At 69.8% G+C, this 17,505-nt stretch carries 17 protein-coding genes; 16 read left to right on the forward strand and 1 reads right to left on the reverse strand.

The window, feature by feature from the left end; genetic code table 11:
* Positions 1-285 precede the first annotated feature (285 nt).
* The 16 genes from ACZ50K_RS33015 to ACZ50K_RS33090 all read left to right on the forward strand — a co-directional run bounded on the left by ACZ50K_RS33015 (position 286) and on the right by ACZ50K_RS33090 (position 16,466).
* Entirely contained in the window at positions 286-1,044 is a 759-nt protein-coding gene (locus ACZ50K_RS33015; protein ID WP_468910050.1) for a GntR family transcriptional regulator, read from the forward strand.
* A complete protein-coding gene (locus tag ACZ50K_RS33020; protein ID WP_468910053.1) occupies positions 1,041-1,745 on the forward strand; it encodes a P-loop nucleotide/nucleoside kinase family protein in 705 nt (234 codons plus the stop codon). Before ACZ50K_RS33015 ends, ACZ50K_RS33020 begins: the two co-directional genes overlap by 4 nt.
* 217 nt (positions 1,746-1,962) lie before the next feature.
* Positions 1,963-3,282, forward strand: a complete 1,320-nt coding sequence (locus ACZ50K_RS33025) for a hypothetical protein (protein ID WP_468910055.1) — start codon at positions 1,963-1,965, stop codon at positions 3,280-3,282.
* Positions 3,283-3,291: 9 nt separating this feature from the next.
* On the forward strand, positions 3,292-3,834 hold the full coding sequence (locus ACZ50K_RS33030; RefSeq protein WP_468910057.1) for a GNAT family N-acetyltransferase: 543 nt from the start codon (positions 3,292-3,294) through the stop codon (positions 3,832-3,834).
* Positions 3,835-4,082: 248 nt separating this feature from the next.
* Complete coding sequence (locus ACZ50K_RS33035) at positions 4,083-4,349, forward strand: helix-turn-helix transcriptional regulator (RefSeq protein WP_468910060.1); 267 nt, start codon at positions 4,083-4,085, stop codon at positions 4,347-4,349.
* Between the two features lie 739 nt (positions 4,350-5,088).
* The gene (locus ACZ50K_RS33040) at positions 5,089-5,505 is read left to right on the forward strand and encodes a hypothetical protein (RefSeq protein WP_468910063.1); all 417 of its coding nucleotides are present in this window, start codon (positions 5,089-5,091) and stop codon (positions 5,503-5,505) included.
* Complete coding sequence (locus ACZ50K_RS33045) at positions 5,502-6,548, forward strand: hypothetical protein (protein ID WP_468910065.1); 1,047 nt, start codon at positions 5,502-5,504, stop codon at positions 6,546-6,548. Before ACZ50K_RS33040 ends, ACZ50K_RS33045 begins: the two co-directional genes overlap by 4 nt.
* 157 nt (positions 6,549-6,705) lie before the next feature.
* Entirely contained in the window at positions 6,706-8,133 is a 1,428-nt protein-coding gene (locus ACZ50K_RS33050) for a hypothetical protein (RefSeq protein ID WP_468910067.1), read from the forward strand.
* Positions 8,130-8,897 (forward strand): DciA family protein, encoded by a 768-nt coding sequence (locus tag ACZ50K_RS33055; RefSeq protein WP_468910070.1) that lies wholly within the window; start codon positions 8,130-8,132, stop codon positions 8,895-8,897. The genes ACZ50K_RS33050 and ACZ50K_RS33055 overlap by 4 nt, the downstream gene beginning before the upstream one ends.
* A 29-nt stretch (positions 8,898-8,926) precedes the next feature.
* On the forward strand, positions 8,927-10,519 hold the full coding sequence (locus tag ACZ50K_RS33060; RefSeq protein WP_468910071.1) for a competence protein CoiA family protein: 1,593 nt from the start codon (positions 8,927-8,929) through the stop codon (positions 10,517-10,519).
* 423 nt (positions 10,520-10,942) lie between these two features.
* On the forward strand, positions 10,943-11,407 hold the full coding sequence (locus tag ACZ50K_RS33065; RefSeq protein WP_468910074.1) for a hypothetical protein: 465 nt from the start codon (positions 10,943-10,945) through the stop codon (positions 11,405-11,407).
* Positions 11,404-11,850 carry a hypothetical protein gene (locus ACZ50K_RS33070; RefSeq protein WP_468910077.1) on the forward strand — a complete coding sequence of 149 codons (447 nt, stop codon included), beginning with the start codon at positions 11,404-11,406 and terminating at the stop codon, positions 11,848-11,850. The genes ACZ50K_RS33065 and ACZ50K_RS33070 overlap by 4 nt, the downstream gene beginning before the upstream one ends.
* Positions 11,851-11,965: 115 nt before the next feature.
* On the forward strand, positions 11,966-13,195 hold the full coding sequence (locus tag ACZ50K_RS33075; protein WP_468910080.1) for a hypothetical protein: 1,230 nt from the start codon (positions 11,966-11,968) through the stop codon (positions 13,193-13,195).
* Between the two features lie 262 nt (positions 13,196-13,457).
* Positions 13,458-14,642: a hypothetical protein gene (locus tag ACZ50K_RS33080; RefSeq protein ID WP_468910082.1), complete on the forward strand. Its 1,185-nt coding sequence runs from the start codon at positions 13,458-13,460 to the stop codon at positions 14,640-14,642.
* Positions 14,643-14,810: 168 nt separating this feature from the next.
* Positions 14,811-15,161 (forward strand): hypothetical protein, encoded by a 351-nt coding sequence (locus ACZ50K_RS33085; protein ID WP_468910084.1) that lies wholly within the window; start codon positions 14,811-14,813, stop codon positions 15,159-15,161.
* Between the two features lie 78 nt (positions 15,162-15,239).
* Complete coding sequence (locus ACZ50K_RS33090) at positions 15,240-16,466, forward strand: hypothetical protein (protein WP_468910087.1); 1,227 nt, start codon at positions 15,240-15,242, stop codon at positions 16,464-16,466.
* 384 nt (positions 16,467-16,850) lie between these two features.
* Here the strand turns inward: ACZ50K_RS33090 and ACZ50K_RS33095 are convergent, their stop codons facing one another.
* A complete protein-coding gene (locus ACZ50K_RS33095; RefSeq protein WP_468910089.1) occupies positions 16,851-17,444 on the reverse strand; it encodes a class I SAM-dependent methyltransferase in 594 nt (197 codons plus the stop codon).
* Between the last annotated feature and the right edge of the window lie 61 nt (positions 17,445-17,505).

Below are 17,505 nucleotides of genomic sequence, written 5' to 3' on the forward strand. Positions count from 1 at the left end.
GTAAGTGCTTCGCGGTGCTCTCTCCGCCCACCAGGCCGCACGAGTAACCCCGGCGTCCTGACGGACGGACAGCGCATTGCGCTGCATGCAGGAAGTCGGAACCCGGGGATTTGGTGTTGCCATCGACCCGGCCCCCTCTTACGAGGCGGACAACTTCCTACGGCCTTGCGGTAGTCGGTGTTCCGTGAGTCCCACCGACCTACATACATCAGGTTGCATCAGGTACCCTCAGGTGTCAAGCGGTATAGTGAGGCAACCAGATGAACCTGAAGGAGGCGAAGGCACATGTCCGGGCCACCCCGAGCCGACAATCGGCCGCCGTACGCGCGCATCGCGGGCCACTACCGCGACCTGATCAGCTCCGGGGCCCTCGCGCCCGGCGACCTCTTGCCCAGCATCAAGACGCTGTCCACCGAATGGGGCGTCAGCACCGCTACCGCGGACCGTGCGATGCGGCTGCTCCGCGAAGAGAAGCTCGTGCAGGGCATCCCGGGCGTGGGCACGGAGGTGATGGCTCGCCCCATCTCGCTGTCCTCCGGATCGGAGCGTCACGACCGCAGCAGCAAGACTCAGTCTTCTTGGGGCGTGGGAGAACAGTCGTCCGGCCACACGGCCGGCATAGTCGAAGCTCCCGAGGATGTTGCGCACGCGCTTGGCATTACGCCTGGTGACGACGTGATTCGCCGCAGCCGTGTCTACCGAGACGATCACGGCATCGTCTCCCACTCCACGTCCTGGATCCTGGCCGATTTCGCCCAACTGCTTCCGGAGCTGGCGCGCAGCGCGCGACTTAAGGGCGGGCTGTCGCTCGACTTGATCGCTAAGGCCACGGGACGGCAGGTTGCTATGCGGATTGACGAGGAGTCGGCACGCATCGCCACCGCGGACGACCTCGAGCTCCTGGAGCTGGAGGCCGGCACGACTGCGGCGATCCTGGTCCTCACCGCGCGGTTCATGGATGCCGATGGCGAGGTGCTGGAGTACGGCGTGGACCTTGGCGCCCCAGGCCGGACGCGCAGGACGACCTCAGAGGTCCTGCGGTGACTACACGCGAGGCCGAGGTTTTGGACGACACCCTCGCTGGCTGCCTTGAGCGCCGGCTGGACGTACTCCTGCACGCGCAGCGCACCGACACCCTGCCTCTGGAAGGACGATTCGAGATCCGGCGCATCTCCGCAGCACTGTCCGGCCGACCGGGGCCACGCGCAGTCCTCCTGTCCGGTCTGCAGGGATCCGGCAAGACCTTCCTCGCCCGCACGTTGGAGCAGGCCGGGTTCCAGCGCCTCTGCCCGGATGAGGAGATGTTCCGCCGGTACGGGCACTACGGCCGAGACTTCCCTCGCGGCGAGTTCAAGGTCCGGGAGGCCCCCGTCCTGAAGGACGTCGCCCTTGAGCTCCAGGAGCTCCTTGCGGCTGGGCACGACGTCGTGGTCGACCACGGCTTCTGGACTCACGAAGAACGGGCCCACTGGGCAGCGACCGTGATGGCGGCTGGCGGCGCGCCCGTACTCGTCTACCTGCCGGCCCCGCACGAGGTGCGCTGGAGCCGAATCCGGGAACGCAACGAGCAGTCGCTGGTCGACCCCAACAGCATCCACTTCAGCGAGGAAGACCTTCTGCGCCACGCGGCCCGCTTCGCCCCACCGACCGACACAGAGCCGCACATCGTGTACGACGGTCACCCGGAGCACGTGCTGGAGGAGATCCGCCGTGCACCTCCTTCCATCTATGAGGGCCCGCATTGATTCCCGCCCCCCTGCAATCGAATGTGCGAACTTGTCGATCACCAGAGTGGGATCAGGGAGCATGACCACACGAGGTCCGGCGGCGGACCGGTCCTGGACCAGTCCCGGACAAGAAGCGGACCGCTAGCGGACCAGAGCCCTTGCTCTGCTGACTCGGTGTCGCTTGCAACTGACACTGAGGGCGCAGAGCACGATATTCGTGACTCGGGGAGGACCGGTGGCCGGCAGCGCCAGTCAGGGGGATCCACGGACGAGGCTGGAGTACCTGCTGCGGCAGCAGCCGCGCACGTACGACGAGATCGTCCGGGACTTCGGACAACACGCTACAAGGCTCGGGGAGAACGTCACTCTCAGCACCAGGCACTTACGCCGGCTGGCCAGTGGTGAGCGGGCCAGTACCACCCCCGTCATGCGCCGTGTACTGCAAAGCATGTTCGGCATGCCGCTGGAAGAACTCCTCGCTCCATGGGTGGGGTCCCTCCCGGCGGTCGACGAACCCACCGGGCTGATCCTGGCAACAGGAGGGCCCACTGCGGACAGGGAGCTGATCGAGATGGCTGCACGGCGAGCCAAAAGCTTCGCTTTCACGGCGGGGCAGACCGACCTCACGGCAAACGTGATGGAACAGGTGCACGCCGATGTCCAGAATCTGGCGATGGACTATCCGCAGCGCCCGCTGTCGGAGCTGTTGCCGGACCTCATCACCACGCAGGACACGATCTACACGTTGCTGGAGCAGCAGCGTCGTCCCGCACAGGCCCGCCAGCTGTACTTCCTCGCTGGGGTGACGGGCGGTCTGCTCGCGAAGGCAAGCCACGACCTGGCCGACCCACACGCGGCACTCACCCAAGCCCGGACCGCCTTCGTGTGCGCGGACCAGGCAGACCACAACGGGCTTCGGGCCTGGATCCGCGGAGTCCAGTCGCTGGTCTCGTACTGGGCCGGACGGACCCGAGAGTCGATCCGCTACGCCCAGTCCGGCGCTGAGTTCGCGGCGGTCAACTCGTCGAGCATCTGGCTGCCCATGAACGAGGCTCGGGCCCATGCGGCGCTCGGAAACGCGAATGCGGCCCGCGCCGCGATCGAACGCGCGGAGCGTGCCTGGGACCTCGTCCAGGAGGACGAGGTCGACGAACTCGGCGGTCTCTGTCTCTTCGGCCGGACCCGGCAGATCTACTACGCGGCCGAGGCCCTGTCCTGGCTGCCCTCACAGAGCAGTGTCGCCAACGACTACGCGACCCGCGCCGTTGCAGCCTACGAGGACAGCAGTTCCCCGGAGTGGGCATTCGGCGACCAGGCAGGAGCACGAAGCGCGCTTGCCATCACGCGCATCCAGATGGGCGAGCTGGAAGGCGCCACCGAAGCCGTCTCGCCGGTCCTCGACCTCGCCCCCGAGCAGCGCATCAACGGAATCGTGAACGCGACCCAACGCGTCCACCGCGCTCTGCGTGACTCCCCGCTCGCCGAGGAGGCGTCCGACCTACAGGAGCAGATCGAGGCGTTCACTCGTACCCCGCTCAAGTCGCTGCCCCGCTAGGAGCCTCCGTTGACGTACCCCATCCACCTCGTTGGCTACCAGGTCGCGCTCCGGGAATTCGCTCCCGGAGACGTCGACGATGTCCTAGCCATCATCGGCGACGACCAGGTCACCCACTGGCTCTCCTTCGACAGCCGCTCCCGGGCCGAAGCCATAGCCATGGTCGAAGGCGCAGTGGCACGCGCCCAAGAGCAGCCCCGCACCGAGTACTACCTGGCGGTGACGCCCAAGGACGAGGACCGCGTGGTGGGCTTCGCCCGCATCGCGTTCGCGGGCACCCGGGCGGCAAAGTTGGGCTATGCGATTGCTGCGCAGGAGTGGGGCCGCGGATACGCCACGGATGCAGCGCGCCTCCTGACGTCGTACGCGTTCTCCGAGCTCAGAATGCACCGTGTCAGCGCCGCCATCGGACCGTCCAACATGGCCTCGATTGCCCTCGTAGAGCGCCTCGGCTTTCAGAAGGAGGGCGTCCTCCGCGACCACGTGCACACCAACGGAGACTGGCGGGACAGCGTCCTCTACTCCGTGTTGGAGAGCGAGTGGCAGGCGTAGCCACCGTCAAGGAGCTGTCACAAGTCGCCGCCTCGCCTAACCCGTATGGCGGCAACGGCCCGGGATCCGTTCCGAATTTCGGGCGCCAGCGCTTCTACCTGCACGTTCTCACGCCAAGAGCGGAGTAGTCCTCGGAGAAGGGAGGGGGAGGGGTGAGCATCTCACACAACAACACGCTCGTTCTCGGTACCGAAGATCGCCGGGGATGTGTATCTTTTCAGGCAACGTTTCCTAGGGTGGGGGTTGTGATGTCGGATCCGCTGCGGCGAATTGACGCCTTGGTGGACGAGGGCACCCTCCCCGCGCCCCAGGTCCGGCAGCAGCTGCGCCTTGCCGCCGGCCTTACGCAGGCCGAGGTCGCGGACGCCATCGGCGTCCAACGAGTCGCCGTCGCACGGTGGGAGGCGGGACTCACCCAGCCCCATCGCGGCAACCGTCTGAAGTACGCCCATCTTCTTCGGAAGCTGGCCGCGAAGCATCCGGATGCCGCTGAGGGGGCTCTCAATGAGGAGTGACCTCACGTTCCAGGCCGTTTTCGGGGTCGCCGACGCCACCTTCGGTATCGAGGGGGTCGGGATGACCTAACGGCCATCGGCCGCGCGCGCCGGGAGCGGATTAACCACCCGCTGGCCTCGCGCGGCCCGTCTCGCTCAGATCCCAGTTCCTAGCTGGTCCTGAGCTGCGGCTCACCGAGCCGCTCGTTTCACATCGGCCCCTAACCAGGGCCATCACCAGGCCACTAACCACGGCCACCACAGCTGTAGCTAGCAGTTGCGTCACCCGCGGGCCCCCACCACAGGGGCTTCGCGGTTCAGCAGTACCGGGACGGACGGAGGAATCTCCCCCCACCCGGTCGGTGTTTGCCCCGCTTCTCACGAAGGGGGGCGTACCCGTCACATCCACACATCCGGTGAGCCAGCCCCGAGGGGCGTGGTCGTCCAGCTATATGGAGAGCAGGTCGTTTCTCATAGTGCACGACGTGGTGTCCCCTTGTCAGCCTGACCGTGTCCTTTTCGCCCCGGTTCAGGCGCGGCGGTCGTCCCGTGTGACCGGATCGGCGTACGGTTCACCCCTCTTTTTCCTTTTCGTACAAGAAAAGGGTCTTCCGGTAGGAAGCTACAAGCGCGGGGCTTTCGGAGCGGTCTCGCCGGGCCCGGTCGTGGCGCCCGCCGTCCGGCTCGTGCACCCGCTTGCGGAGGTCGTCCACAACTCCGTCGACGGGATCTCCACCAGCCCGGCCGCGACGGTGGGCCGATGAGCGGCACGGCGGCAGCGGTCGCTGTGCTGACTCCTGCCCCGCGCCCGTCGGTCAACGACGTCGCGGTCTCGGTGCGGCCCACGACGCTGTACGTGCCGGAGGCGTCCCAGTGGCTATCGACGTCGGCGGGCCGGGTCGCGCTGGACGGCTACTCCTGGATGCAGGCGGTCCACTGGGTCGCCGGGTCCGGGCTGGACGAGCCACGCCGTCACCGGTCGCACGGGCCGCGTTCGTTCGGGCTGACAACGGTGCGCGTCGCCCAGGTCCTCGCGGAGCTGTCGCCGTGCCGTCCGGGCATCACGTACCTGATGCGCCGTGTCGGCTTGTCGAAGCGGGCCGTGCAGGACCACCTGCGCATGCTGCGGGAAACTGGGCTGCTCGCCTACGCTGCGGCCGGGCCAGTGGGCCGATGAGCGCGGGTGCGGCGGCCGCCGTGCTGGACAACCGGCTCAGGGACGACGTCGACAACTCGGTCGGCGGGCTCCGGCTTCCCGGGCAGCGGACCGCGCTGCAGTCGGTGCCGGCCTCCAGGCAGCCGGACGACGGGGGACTGGAGGACCCGCTGCGTCTTGGTCACGCAATGCGGCTGCGGCTACGCAACGCGGTCCAGGCGCTGCTAGCGGACCCGTCGATCTCCGGGCTGAAGGACGCACCAAAGCTGGCCGCGGTGGTGCTGTACGCGAAGTCGCGGGCTCCCAAGGGCGAGAAGAACGACAACCAGACCTCGATCTGGGGCGCGGAGCTGGGCCGCTGGCTGGGCATGACGGAGTCCACAGTCCACCACAAGGTGCTGCCACCGCTGCGTGGCACGGACGCGCTGCACACGCAGGTGGTGAGGAACGTGAAGGGGCACCCAACCGGGCTGGACTGCCTGGTCATGCCGCTGTGGAAGGCCCGTAGGAGCGGGGGAGCGGGGCACCCGCTGGCGCTGACGAAGACGGAGCTGGCGACGCTGCTGCGCCTGTGTGAGGCGCTGTTCGGGCACGGCTGGACGCCGGAGGGCAAGGAGCCGACGCCGCCGGGGCTGTTGGCCGGCCGCCGGGGCAAGGGTGCTGCGACCGACCGGCTCGGGCTGCTGCTGATGGTGCTGAACACGAGGGCGTCGGGCTGGCTGCAGCTGTGTGGCGGCTCGGTGAAGACGAAGGAGGGGCGGGGGGGCGACGACGCTGGCCCGGCTGCTGGGCTGCTCGCCCGCGGGGGCCCGCAAGGTCCTGGCCCGGCTGACGGAGGACGGTGTCGTGGCGCGGCAGCGCAAGGCGACGTCGACGCGGATGAACGGCCGGGGCAAGGTGATGTTGCTCCCCGTCGCCCGCGCGTACGGCCGCGCCCTGATTCCGGTGGAGGCGGTTTCGGAGTCCGGTGCCGTGTTTTCGCAGCGTCCCGTTGGTGCAGTCGGAGATCATGCTCCGGCCGAGGCTGCTGGTGCCCTTGGTACGACTGGGATTGGCGGTCCTGAGGGCGCCGAGGATGCGGCGGGGCAGGAGCGTCCCGATGGTGCAGAGCTCCACGCAGACCACGCTTCTGTGGTTACTTCCGTAGTTCCTCCGCAGCTCTCTTGTGGCTTTTCCGGCGAAGGCCGTGGGGGTGAAGGCCGTCGGCCGGAGCGCGTGTGCGTGCGCGAGGACCAGGCCGTCGACATCGAGACCGGCGTTGCCGTCTCCGGGTCGCCGCTGGCTGAGGACGGCCCGCTGCGCGGGGAAAAGCCGGAGGAGTCCTCGGTCGTTGAGCGGGATGGGCAGCGCGCTGCTGGGGCTGGCGCCGGTGGCCGGCCGAAGGCCGCGGGGTGGGAATTGGCGCGGCAGCAGAAGCGGGTGGCCCTCCCGGCCGATCTTCGTCTGCGGGTGACCCTGGGGCCGGTGTCCTGGCTCTGGGAGCGGCTGAGCGGCTGGCAGCAGGACCAGGTGGAGGCCGCCGTGAAGACCGAGCTGGCGCAGCTGGTGGGCCTGGGTGTGGCGCCGGAGGGTGCGCCGCGGCTGTTGGCTGACCGGCTCACCGACCGCCTGGCGGAGACTGGCGGCGAGGCGATGGTCACCGGCCCGTACGGGTGGCTGATCCGCTGTGGCCTGCCCCAGCGGTCGGCCTGCTCGCACCGCAAGTGCGACGACGGGGTCCGGCTCGACACCGGCGAGGACTGCGAGAACTGCGACAACGTCCTCCACCTCCGCCGTGCCTGGCGTGCCCGGATCGGCGCGGACATCGACCGGGAGCTTCCCGGCCTGGCCGAAGCAGAGCGTCGGCGGGTCCTCGAAGAGCGCCTGCGCGAGCGGGCCGCCATCGAGGCGGAGGACCTCGCGTGGCGCCAGGAGCAGGCCCGCGCGGAGCAGGCTCGGCGCGATGCGGCCCGCACGGCAGCCGCTGAGCAGGCCGAACGAGAGCGCCAGGCCGCGGCCGCCGCTGACGTGCTCCGCCGGGCGCTGGCTTGCGAGGACTGCGGGCGCGGGCGGGCGGCCGGGCTGTGCGAGGCGTGCGACCACCGCCGCCAGACCGAGGCTCTGATCGACGAGGCCGGCCTCCTGGCGGCGGCCGGGTCCGCAGACCTGAGCGACCCGGACAGCATCTCGGCCGCCGCCGCCGGGGCTCGTACGGCCGTCGGCGACAGCACGGCCGCCGCGTGGCAGGAGTTCCTGGAGATCACCGACGTGGCCACCCTGGAAGCCGATCCGCAGATGGTTACGGACGCGTACGCGTTCATCGCGTTCCACACCGCGCAGCAGGTCGTCGGCGAGTTTCAGGAGACCGCCCTGGCGGTGCTGGGCCGCACCGAGGAGGCCGAAGCCGAGGCCCGGCGTGCATACCGCGTGGAGCAGGGCCGCCCCTGGTTCCGGCACAACCCGGCCGGCGCCGACGCGGTCGCCGCCGCGACGAACGCCGCGGATACGGCGAGGGAGCGCGTAGCCGAGTACCTGCTGGCAGCGCGGCTGGAGCAGCTGCGTGAGCGGCCCGTCGCCCGGACCGAGAAGCCAGCGTCGTGGACTGAGCGGCTGCCCGGCCTCGCCGCGCGCCCTCTGGATGGCGACGCCACTGGGGCGGTGATCGCATGACCGGCGAGCTGAGCGGCGTCGACCTCGCCCGCCAAGCGCTGGTCGCGGCCCGGGAGGCGGCGAGGAAGAACGGAGCCACTCCGACGACGAAGGTGAAGCGGCGCAGCGGCACTGTCCTGCGGCGTGACGGGCGCGAGCCCCTCTGCCTCGGCACCGCGATCAATCAGATGCTGACCAAGCGCGGCATGGTCGCCCCGGTCGCTGGCGGCAGCCTTCTGGCCGAGTTCGACGCCGTTCTCGCCGCGGCCGCGCCCCAGCTCATCGGGCGCGTGAAGACGGTGGGGTTCGACGCGGAGAGCGGCCGCCTGGACGTCGTCCCCGACGCTCCGGCCGTTGCCGCACATCTGCGCTGGAGCGCGCCGAAGCTGATCGCAGCGGCCAGCAAGGCGGTACCGAAGGCTGAGGTCCGCGCCCTGCACGTCCTGGCGCCCGCGGCCATGACGGCCAGCCCCGCCTCGACGGCCACCGACCCGTCACGGCACCCGGCTCCGCCTGCTGCGCCGGTGAGGCGCAGGGCGCCGTCGGAGGGGTACCGCCGGGCGATCGAGGCCCACCGTCAGGCTGCGCTCCGATCCCGGGTCGACCCGCACATCAAGAAAGCCGTCGACCGTCAGAGCAGGGTGATGCGGGAACTCGGCAGTCGCGCGTTCCCCGAACCCGAGGACAGCGCCGATACGCAGCCGGCTGCGATCGACAGCACTCTCCTTCAGCGAGTTCCCGCGAGGCCTGCTGAGTTGTCGGCACTGAGGTTCACAATCGGATGAGATCACCCACAAGGAGCATCGGGAGCACGATGGATCGACGCCTCATCCAGACTGCGGTCTTCGGGAGTTCGGACTCGGACGAGCCGGCCCTGTGTCCTGAGACCGTGGAGGAGCTGGACGCCTTCCGCCGCGAGCACGAGAACACCACCATCTGGTGCGGCACCAAGTTCGAAGGCGGCTGCGGACGCCGGCTGACCACGCGCCGGTGCACCGACAAGATCTGCCACTTCGCCCACTACGGCGCCGACGGTACCGGCCAGCGGTGTACCCGCACGGCGAAGGGCAAGGACAGCGCGGACCACCTCTTCGCCAAGGCCCACCTGGCCTCATGGCTGACCGCCCACGACATGACCGCCGAGTTCACCTACCCCGAACCGCTGGGCTCCGCCGTGCGGGCACAGCTGGACGACGGCCGTACCTTCCTGCTCCACCTCGACCGCAACCGCTCCGTCGCCTGGGACGACGATGCCTGGGAGCTCATCCTGGGACCCGGCGTGCCCACCGTGGCCCACATCCTGGAGCGGCGAGGCTATGTCCACCGCATCCGCTTCGAGGACCGGCCCGGCGGCGGCCGCATCATGCGGTTCGGCACCGAGCTCCCGGGCCGGGGCACCACCTGGGAGAGCCTGGACGAGGTCACCCTGACTCCTCAGGGCCTGAGTACAACGGACAGGCCCGACGGCGTTCACATACCCCTGGCCGACGTCGCGAAGGCGAGTAGGCCAACGGGGCGGTCCGTCGCCGTCAGCCGGTCCCACGTCGATGCGGCCATCGCAGCCCGGCAGAACGACCCCGTCAAGAGCGCGGTGATGCACCTCGACCGCGCCCTGCGCGAGGAAACGGACCAGATCCACAGCGCGGTGAACACTATCAAGCGGCTGCTGGAAAGGAGCCAGACGCCGGAGAACATCGCCCGCCTGCGGGTCGCCCTGGCCCGCGGACAGGCCTGGGCGGAGCAGCGTGCCGGGCACCGGCGGGCGGTCATCGACCAGCTGAAGAGGCAGCCGACGCCTGATCTCCTCCTGAAGGCCACGGACCTGGTGCAGGACCCGGACGCTACGCCTGAGGAGCGAGCGGCCGTCCGCGCGGCGCACGAGCAGCATGAGTCCCGTCAGCGGGCCTTGGCCGAAGAGCGTGCCGCGAGGGCCCGGCGATTCGCTGAAGAGCAGCGCGACAGGCAGTCTGAGCAGCGGCGGAGGGAAGAGGAGCGCCGCCGCAAGGCTGAGGAGGTCATCGCCGAGAGGCGCCGGAAGACCGAAGCCGCAGAGCTGGAGGCGCACGGCGAGAAGCTGGCCTACCTGGCGCTGTTCGTCTCCGGGGCGCTGAAGAAGGCCGCCCGGGAGGAGCGGACCACAACGTGGGAGGAGATCGCGCAGAAGACCGGCCAGCAGCAACTGGCCCGCCTCTCCCACAAGGACAGACTGAGCCTTCTGCAGACGGTCGAGAAGAACACCCTTCCCGACAACCCCCTGCTGTCGTCCGTACTTGCCGCTGCCGGCACCGGTGAAGCGCTGCGCCTTCACCGCGAGGTCTCCCACCTGCTCCAACGGGACGTCCCCGACGAAGACAGCGCCCTGGTCCTCCAGCTCACCGCGGACTGCGTCCGGCTCCGCCGCCAGTAGCGGAGCGGGGTCGGCGGGCCCGGCATGTCCAGGCCGCCTCGGCGGCCTGGACCGCGGCACTGTGCGGGGGCGGTCAGCGGCCGGGGCGCTGGGTCCAGGGATCGAACGGCAGAACCGGGCGCTGCGCGAACTCAGCCGCCGCGTGTTCCCGGAGACCGACCGTCGTCACGGACGATGCACCGGTTCCGATCGAGCAGACCCGGGCGTAGCGCCGCCGCCTGGCCGCGTAACCGAGGCGGACGAGCTCTTGGACCGCACCGCATGAATCGCGTGTTCTGGACAAGTGGGCACGGCGGGTATGGCTGATTCGTGCGCAGCTGGCCCACGCGCGGTCTGGAGTCGGATAGACCCTGAGTATCCGACGCGTGGGGGCGGGGTAGGAAGACCCTTCGCCCAGCGCGTCCGACTGGAGGGACACGATCCTTGGCCTACTACTTCGCGAGCGACGAACCACGCGTCGCCCCGTTCAATGCCGACGATCTGACGCCGGAGCATGCCAAGTCGCTCGACGCGTACCTGGAGCAGGTCGCGAAGACGCTGGCTGAGAGGCACGCGGCGGACAGCTTCGAGGGCCGGGCGGCACGCACTTTGCGGGAAGCCGTCGGCATCCACCTCGACGCGCTCAGCGCGGCCTTCGACGACGAGGAGCCCCAGACGCTGGATGCCCGCAAGCGGGCGTGGAACCGGTTGGTGTGGCTGGTCTGGCCGTTCGAGGGGACCTCCGGATACGACGCCGGGCAGTGGCGGCTGGTCCACCACGTCGATGCCGACGCTGCGGTGGAGGGCGCCCGACAGCTACTCGCCTCACGGGAGGCGGCGGCGCGGAAACGACGAGCCGGGCTGGATGCTGATCGGCAGCAGCTGCCGGCGCCGGAGGTGCCTCGATGAGCGGCCTGCTCGACCCAGCCGTCGTCCTGGAGTACTCCGACGACCTGCGCGCCCCCGACGTCGACCCGCTCCGCGCCTTCCTGCAGGCCCGCCTCACGGAACTTGCCGATGCCCAGGCGGAGGGTAGCGACGCCCGGTGGGCCGCCCAGCGGCTTGCCGACGTCACCGATGACGCCTGCAGAGACCTCGACGACCAGCTCGTCGCCTGGGAGATCACCCTGGCAGAAGGCCAGGCCGGACAACCCGGCCTGGTGCAGACCCTGCGTCAAGACCTCGCATCTGCCTGGAACCGGCTCGTCGACACCGCCTCCCGTTTCGCCGACCACCCCGATTTCCTGCCCCGATGGCAGCAACTGCGCGACATGTGCGCAGAACACGCGGTGCACGTGAAACAGGCCATGCGGGCAACGCTGGATGCCGGTGAGAACGGGGCGGACAGCTGAGCGGGCACGTGCACGCATGGCAGCCCTGCGGTGCCCTCCCGGCGGACTCCGCTCGCAGGGGCAAGGCATGAGGTCGGCCCGGGAGCTACTGCCGGATGGAACGGTCGGACGCACCGTGTCCGCGCAGGAGATCGGTCCCGATCCGGAGCCGTTTCGGCGGCCGCTGATCTGCGCGCTCTGTATGACCGGGGTGCTCCCGGTCCGCGGTTACAAGAGCGTGCCTAGCCTCTTCCGGCTCGGGTCGAAACTCCAGCACGAGGTTGGTTGCGACCTAAATCCGGCTGAGGTCATCGACTCCATTGCGCGTGACTCCCACGGCCTGGCCCATGTCGATGAGGGGATCCTCCGCCTGGAGCTGCCCTCAGACCTCTCCGGCGCAGCCGGCCCGGACGGTCCGGTGGGCACCGGGGCCGACGGCATCGTCCGTACCCGGAACATCACCACGGTCCGCCCTCACCTGCCTCCTGCGATCACCAGCGCAGCGAAGATCGCCCGGTTCCTGCAGATGCACGGCTTCGATCCCAAGGTTGTGAAGAAGTTCCAGGTCCGGCCACTGGGCCACCCGCAGGTGCCCTGGGGCGACTTCTGCTACGGCCCCGGCGGAGAGTCCCTGGCCGCCCTCTACGCCCGGCAGGTCAGTGCGGCGCCCGCCTCCTACCCTGTCGCGGTCCACGGCACCGTCCAAGCGGTCCGTACCGACGACAGCGGCCGCCCGTACGTCAACCTCGCCACCAACATCCCCGCCCAGCAGGGACGCTTCCATGTCGTCCTGCGCTCCATGTACGACACCCTCATCACCCCGCTCACCCCCGGCACCCACGTCCTGGCCCTCGGCAACTGGTCCGTCCTCACCCGCAGCTACACCCCCCAGCTCCGCCTCTTCGCCGAAGCCCACTGGCAGATCGCCTACTGGAACGACGACGAACCCGCCGGCCGCCCCACCGCGCCGACGTGCCCGCCGCCGGTCACAGCCCGCCAGCGAGCAGCGGCCGTGAACCGCAATCCGGTGGCCAAGCAACAGCCACCGGTGCAGCCGCCGGCTGCACCTGCCCCGCCGAAACAGCCAGCCGTGTCCCGCCCTGACCACACCCTCCGTGTCATCGAGCCCGTCCGGGCAGCGCCCGCTCCTGCGGACGCGGCACCCGGCCCTGCGCCGTCGCGGGATCAGCACCCGACTCCGCCCCCCGCGCCGGTACGGCCCCCTGCGCCGGTTCCGGCACCGGATCGGAGGGAAGCCAGGGAAGCCGCCGAAGGGCTCATCCCTCCGAAGCCCACAGTGCCCCCGCAGCCCGTGCCTCCTCCAAAGCGCAAGGGGCTGTTCCGGTGGCTGGGCAGACGCCGCTGACCTCTGACGAGGCACCTTGACCACGGCGGAGTACTGCTGACCGTCTGCACCGGCTTCGAACCCGTCGCGGCCGCCGGCCCTCACGACTTCCTCGGGGACGCCCGCACCGGCCACATCCTCTTCAGCTGGGCTCCCCTCAGCTGAACCACTGACCAGTTAGGGAGCAATGGTGGGATCTCGCGGTTCCGGCACGTCCGAGGATCGGCCTGTTCGGATTCTGAGCGACCTGGTCTCGACGAAGCCGTCCCGCTTCCAGGGCGCGGTGTACCGGAACGGATGGGTGCTGTACGAGTGGGCGACGGAGTTCGGGCAGATCGTGCTCGCCTACTCGGTTGACGACATCGGCATGGTGTTCCCGGACGCGGCCCTGCTGGCCAGGCTCGCGCCGGGCGCGGCTGCCCTGGTCGTCGTGATGGGTGACTACGACCTTCGGCATGGGCCGAACCTGGAGGCTGTCGACGCCCGGGCAGGCCATCGCTACGGAACGGACTGGCAGCGGCTGGAGCGCGTACTGGGGATGCCGGCCCCGTACTGGCACGCCAGCGTGCGTCATCCGAAGCTGATGACGGCTTGGGAGCCCGGCGCCACCGGCCTCCACGTACCCGTCGTCACCCGGCCGGATCCCGCACCGCTGCTGCGCCTGGCGGCCGAGGAAGCAGACGGCTCCCATGCGGCGACGGCCGCCCTCGACACCGCCCGGCACACCGTCTGGTCCACCGCGGAGAGCTGCCGCAAGCAGCTTGCCGACTACGTCGACCGCGAGCACCTCACCCACATCGCTGTCGCCGCCCGCCCCCTGGTACCCGAACAACCTCCAGCCGTCGCGAAGGAGATCCTGCGCGACGGCTGGAGGAGCATCTTGAACCGGACCGACACCCTCGCCGCCGAATGCGCCGGACTCGGGCAGGTCCTCGGCGGAAACGAGTACTTCCCCGGCTCCTGCAGGGTGACCGTCGACCCGTCCTCCTGCGCCCAGGCCGCGCGGTGGGCCTCACGTCTTCAGCCCGGCCCCCGCACCGCGTTCGCCACCCTTCTCGGCGACGACCGGGAGCAGGGCATCCTCATGGACCCCGTGACCGACATGCCCGCCGTGCCCACCTCCGGCGGGCGGATCGAGGCCATGGCCCCGCAGCGGCTGCCGGCGCGCTCCCCGCTCGCCTCTGTGACCATCGCGAACGCCTCGGTCTGGGTCACGACCGCCGATGGGACCGTGTTCCCGGCCCCGCAGCGCGGCAGTGGCTACACCTACGGATACGGCGGCGGAGGGCCGACCGCCCTGGCACGGCTCATCGACCTGCTTCTCAAGGACATCACCCACCCTGCCCCCGGCTACGAGGCTGAGCGCCCGCCGGCCGGGCTGGACCATGCCACCGAGCACGGCTGGAAGGACCGCCGCCCGCCCTTCACCCTGACCCGGGCCGAACTCGAGGCACTGCGCGATTCATGAGCAGACGGGCGCCGACGCGTGCCGTATTCGGTGGCTGCCTCCGCCCCACTGCGATGCACCGCACCGGAGCACTGCGTCCTGCCTGCGGCAAGCACGGCACCGTGCCGCTGCCCGCCGCGACGACCGGCTTCGGCCGGCGAACCACCATGTGAAGGAGACGAACGACCCGTGACTGATGACGAACTGCAGCTCGCCGCCCCCCTCAACGACCTGCCCGGCCACGACAGCGCATGGTTCTGGCGGGACCTCAAGGAGGCCGCCGGCCTGTACCGCATACGCTCCACGATGTCCGCCGCCGTCCAGGAGGCGCAGGACGGCGACTTCGAGCCGCTCGCCGAGTTCGTCCTGGACGTCTTCAACCGTGACGCGCAGCTCAAGGACATCACGGCGGTCCTGGCCACCCACCTGGGCAGCAGACTGCGGGCCCGTGCCTGGATCACCGACGCCATCGCAGCCGCCGACCGAGTCAACCGGACCCACGACGAGGACCCTCTCGAAGCACTCACCGACAAGTGGTGACCCCTGCCAGGCCGGCCACGAAGCGCAGGACGCCCCAGGAAGGCCCCGTCATGGCAACCCGTCCAGGAGGAGACCAGCATGGGTAAGGCGAGCCGCGGCAAGAAGCAGCGCGACCGCGATGCCAGCAGCATGTGGAGTGCGCCCAAGGCGGCACGGACGGCACATCAAGTGCGTGCCGACACCCTGCGGCTGCTGCGGGGTGGCAACGTGTGGGTGCAGACGATGCTGGCCTCCAACATGAACAACCGCATGGCGGAGCTGCGCGCCGTGCTCAGCCACAGCGACGTACCTGAGCAGCACCGGGAGGACTGGGCGTTCGCCGTCATGCTGGGCAAGCAGGGCTGGAAGCCCCCGTGGCCGGCCGGACCCGCCCAAGCGGCTTACTGGCAGGGCAAGCAGATCCTCCAGCTCCTGGACCAGGCCGAGGTCCTCGTCATCTCGCCCGCCGCACACGCCGCGGTCATGGCCGCGGCCGCCACCCTGGAGCCCGCCGATGTCGCCACCCTCGACAGGGACCGCGACATACCCATCCCGAGCGGTGTGCTGGTACTGCCCGAGCCGGTCATCGTCGAGAACCGCGGCGGATCACTCTCCGACATACGTGCCTTCGGCTGGCAGCCCATCACCCAGCACCAGATCCTGCCCACCGCCCAGTACCCCGGCATCCAGCTCACCTGCTTCATGGACCGCGACGGACCCATCCAGCCCGAGTCCTGGCGCATGGCGGTCACCCAGGCCCGCGCCACAGGATCACCCCTGCCACCCCTGGTCCCCGACGGGATCTACGGCATGCGGGCCGACGGCGCCCTCACCGCCGCGAACAGCCAGGAACACGCCTCCCTGTCCGGGTTGCACCGCACCGTGAACGAGGCCCTGAACGAGGTCGCGAAGCACAACGCGCTGCCGCAGGAGGAAGGCCAGTGGGACGGCGGCCGGATCGTCGACGTGTACGACGACTTCGCGTTCCGCTACGCCTTCGCGTTCTGGCGCCTGGCTGCCCAAGGCATCACCTCCCTAGGATCCCCGCGGGAGTCCGGCACCGCTCACCCAGCACAGGCAGGCCAGACCCCCGAGGACCCCGATGTGCGCGTCATCCGCCTCACCCACCAGGTCCCCGCACAGCGCTCAGCCGAGGACAACGGCTCAAGCCGCGCCTACCACCACCGGTGGACCGTTCGGATGCACAAGGTCCGCCAGTGGTACCCCAGTACCCAGGAACACCGGCTGATCTGGCGCGGCCCGTACATCAAGGGGCCGTCCGATGCCCCACTCATGATCGGAGAGAAGACGTTTGCGGTGGACTGAGGCTCAGCTGCGCGTACCCGCACCAGCCCGGTCAGAAGCCCGCAGGGTGAGAGGAAGCCGGGCCGATGCAACGGGCGGGGCGGCAGTCCCTCTCCGCCTGGTCACCGCGAGGCCACGTCGGTGGGGACCCTCGACCTGCGGGACCTCCGTGCCATGAGCGACCAGGACGCCTGGGAACTCGTCAACCGGTTCCTGCGTGCGCTGGCCCAGCGCTGGCGGGAGTGCCAGATGGCATCTCGGCCAGTCGGTAGAGGGCCTTGGTGTCGCCGTGGTCGGCAGCTGGCCGGAGCAGGGCTTCGGCACCGTCCCGGTCCCCGCCCCGCTTCCGCATCTCGCTCGCTCACCGAGGCCGGAGAGGCAAGTTGTGCGGGGACCGGGGGCACGTCACGTCTTCGTCAGGACGGCCACCAGGAAGTCGGCCCCCTCGGCATAGGGCTGCAGGTCCCACGCAGACAACAGGAGACCGGGGGCCAGGCCGGCGGCCTCGGCGTCCTGTAGGAATTCTTCGGGTGGGTAGCCGCGTTCGGTGCCGAAACCGATCACTGCTCGCCCCCCTGCCCGTAGGTGTTTCGCGAACCGGCCCAGGACGGTGCGGCGTGTGTCGGGGGCGAGGAAGGTCATCACATTTCCGGCACACACCAGCACATCGAAGCTCTTGGCGGGCAGGTCGAGCTCGGAGAGATCCCGAGTGAGCCATTGCGCTCCGGGGTGGTCGGTGTGGGCGGCGGCGACGAGTGCCGGGTCGAGGTCGACACCCGTGACGTCGTGTCCGGCCCGAGCCAGATATCCGCCGACCCGGCCGGGACCGCAGCCCGCGTCGAGGATCCGGGCTCCGCGAGGAACCATCGCGTCGACGAGGCGGGCCTCACCATGCAGATCGACGCCGTCCTCGGCGAGCTTCCGAAAGCGGTCGATGTACCACTGCGAGTGACCCGGGTTCTCCTCGAGAAGGGCGAGCCAACCGTTCTTGTCGTTCACCCAGCCAACTATGCCTGCCCTGGCGTAGAGGCATGGCACCTCTCCTCTACTCGCAGTAGAG

Source organism: Streptomyces sp. NPDC033845 (assembly GCF_055576225.1).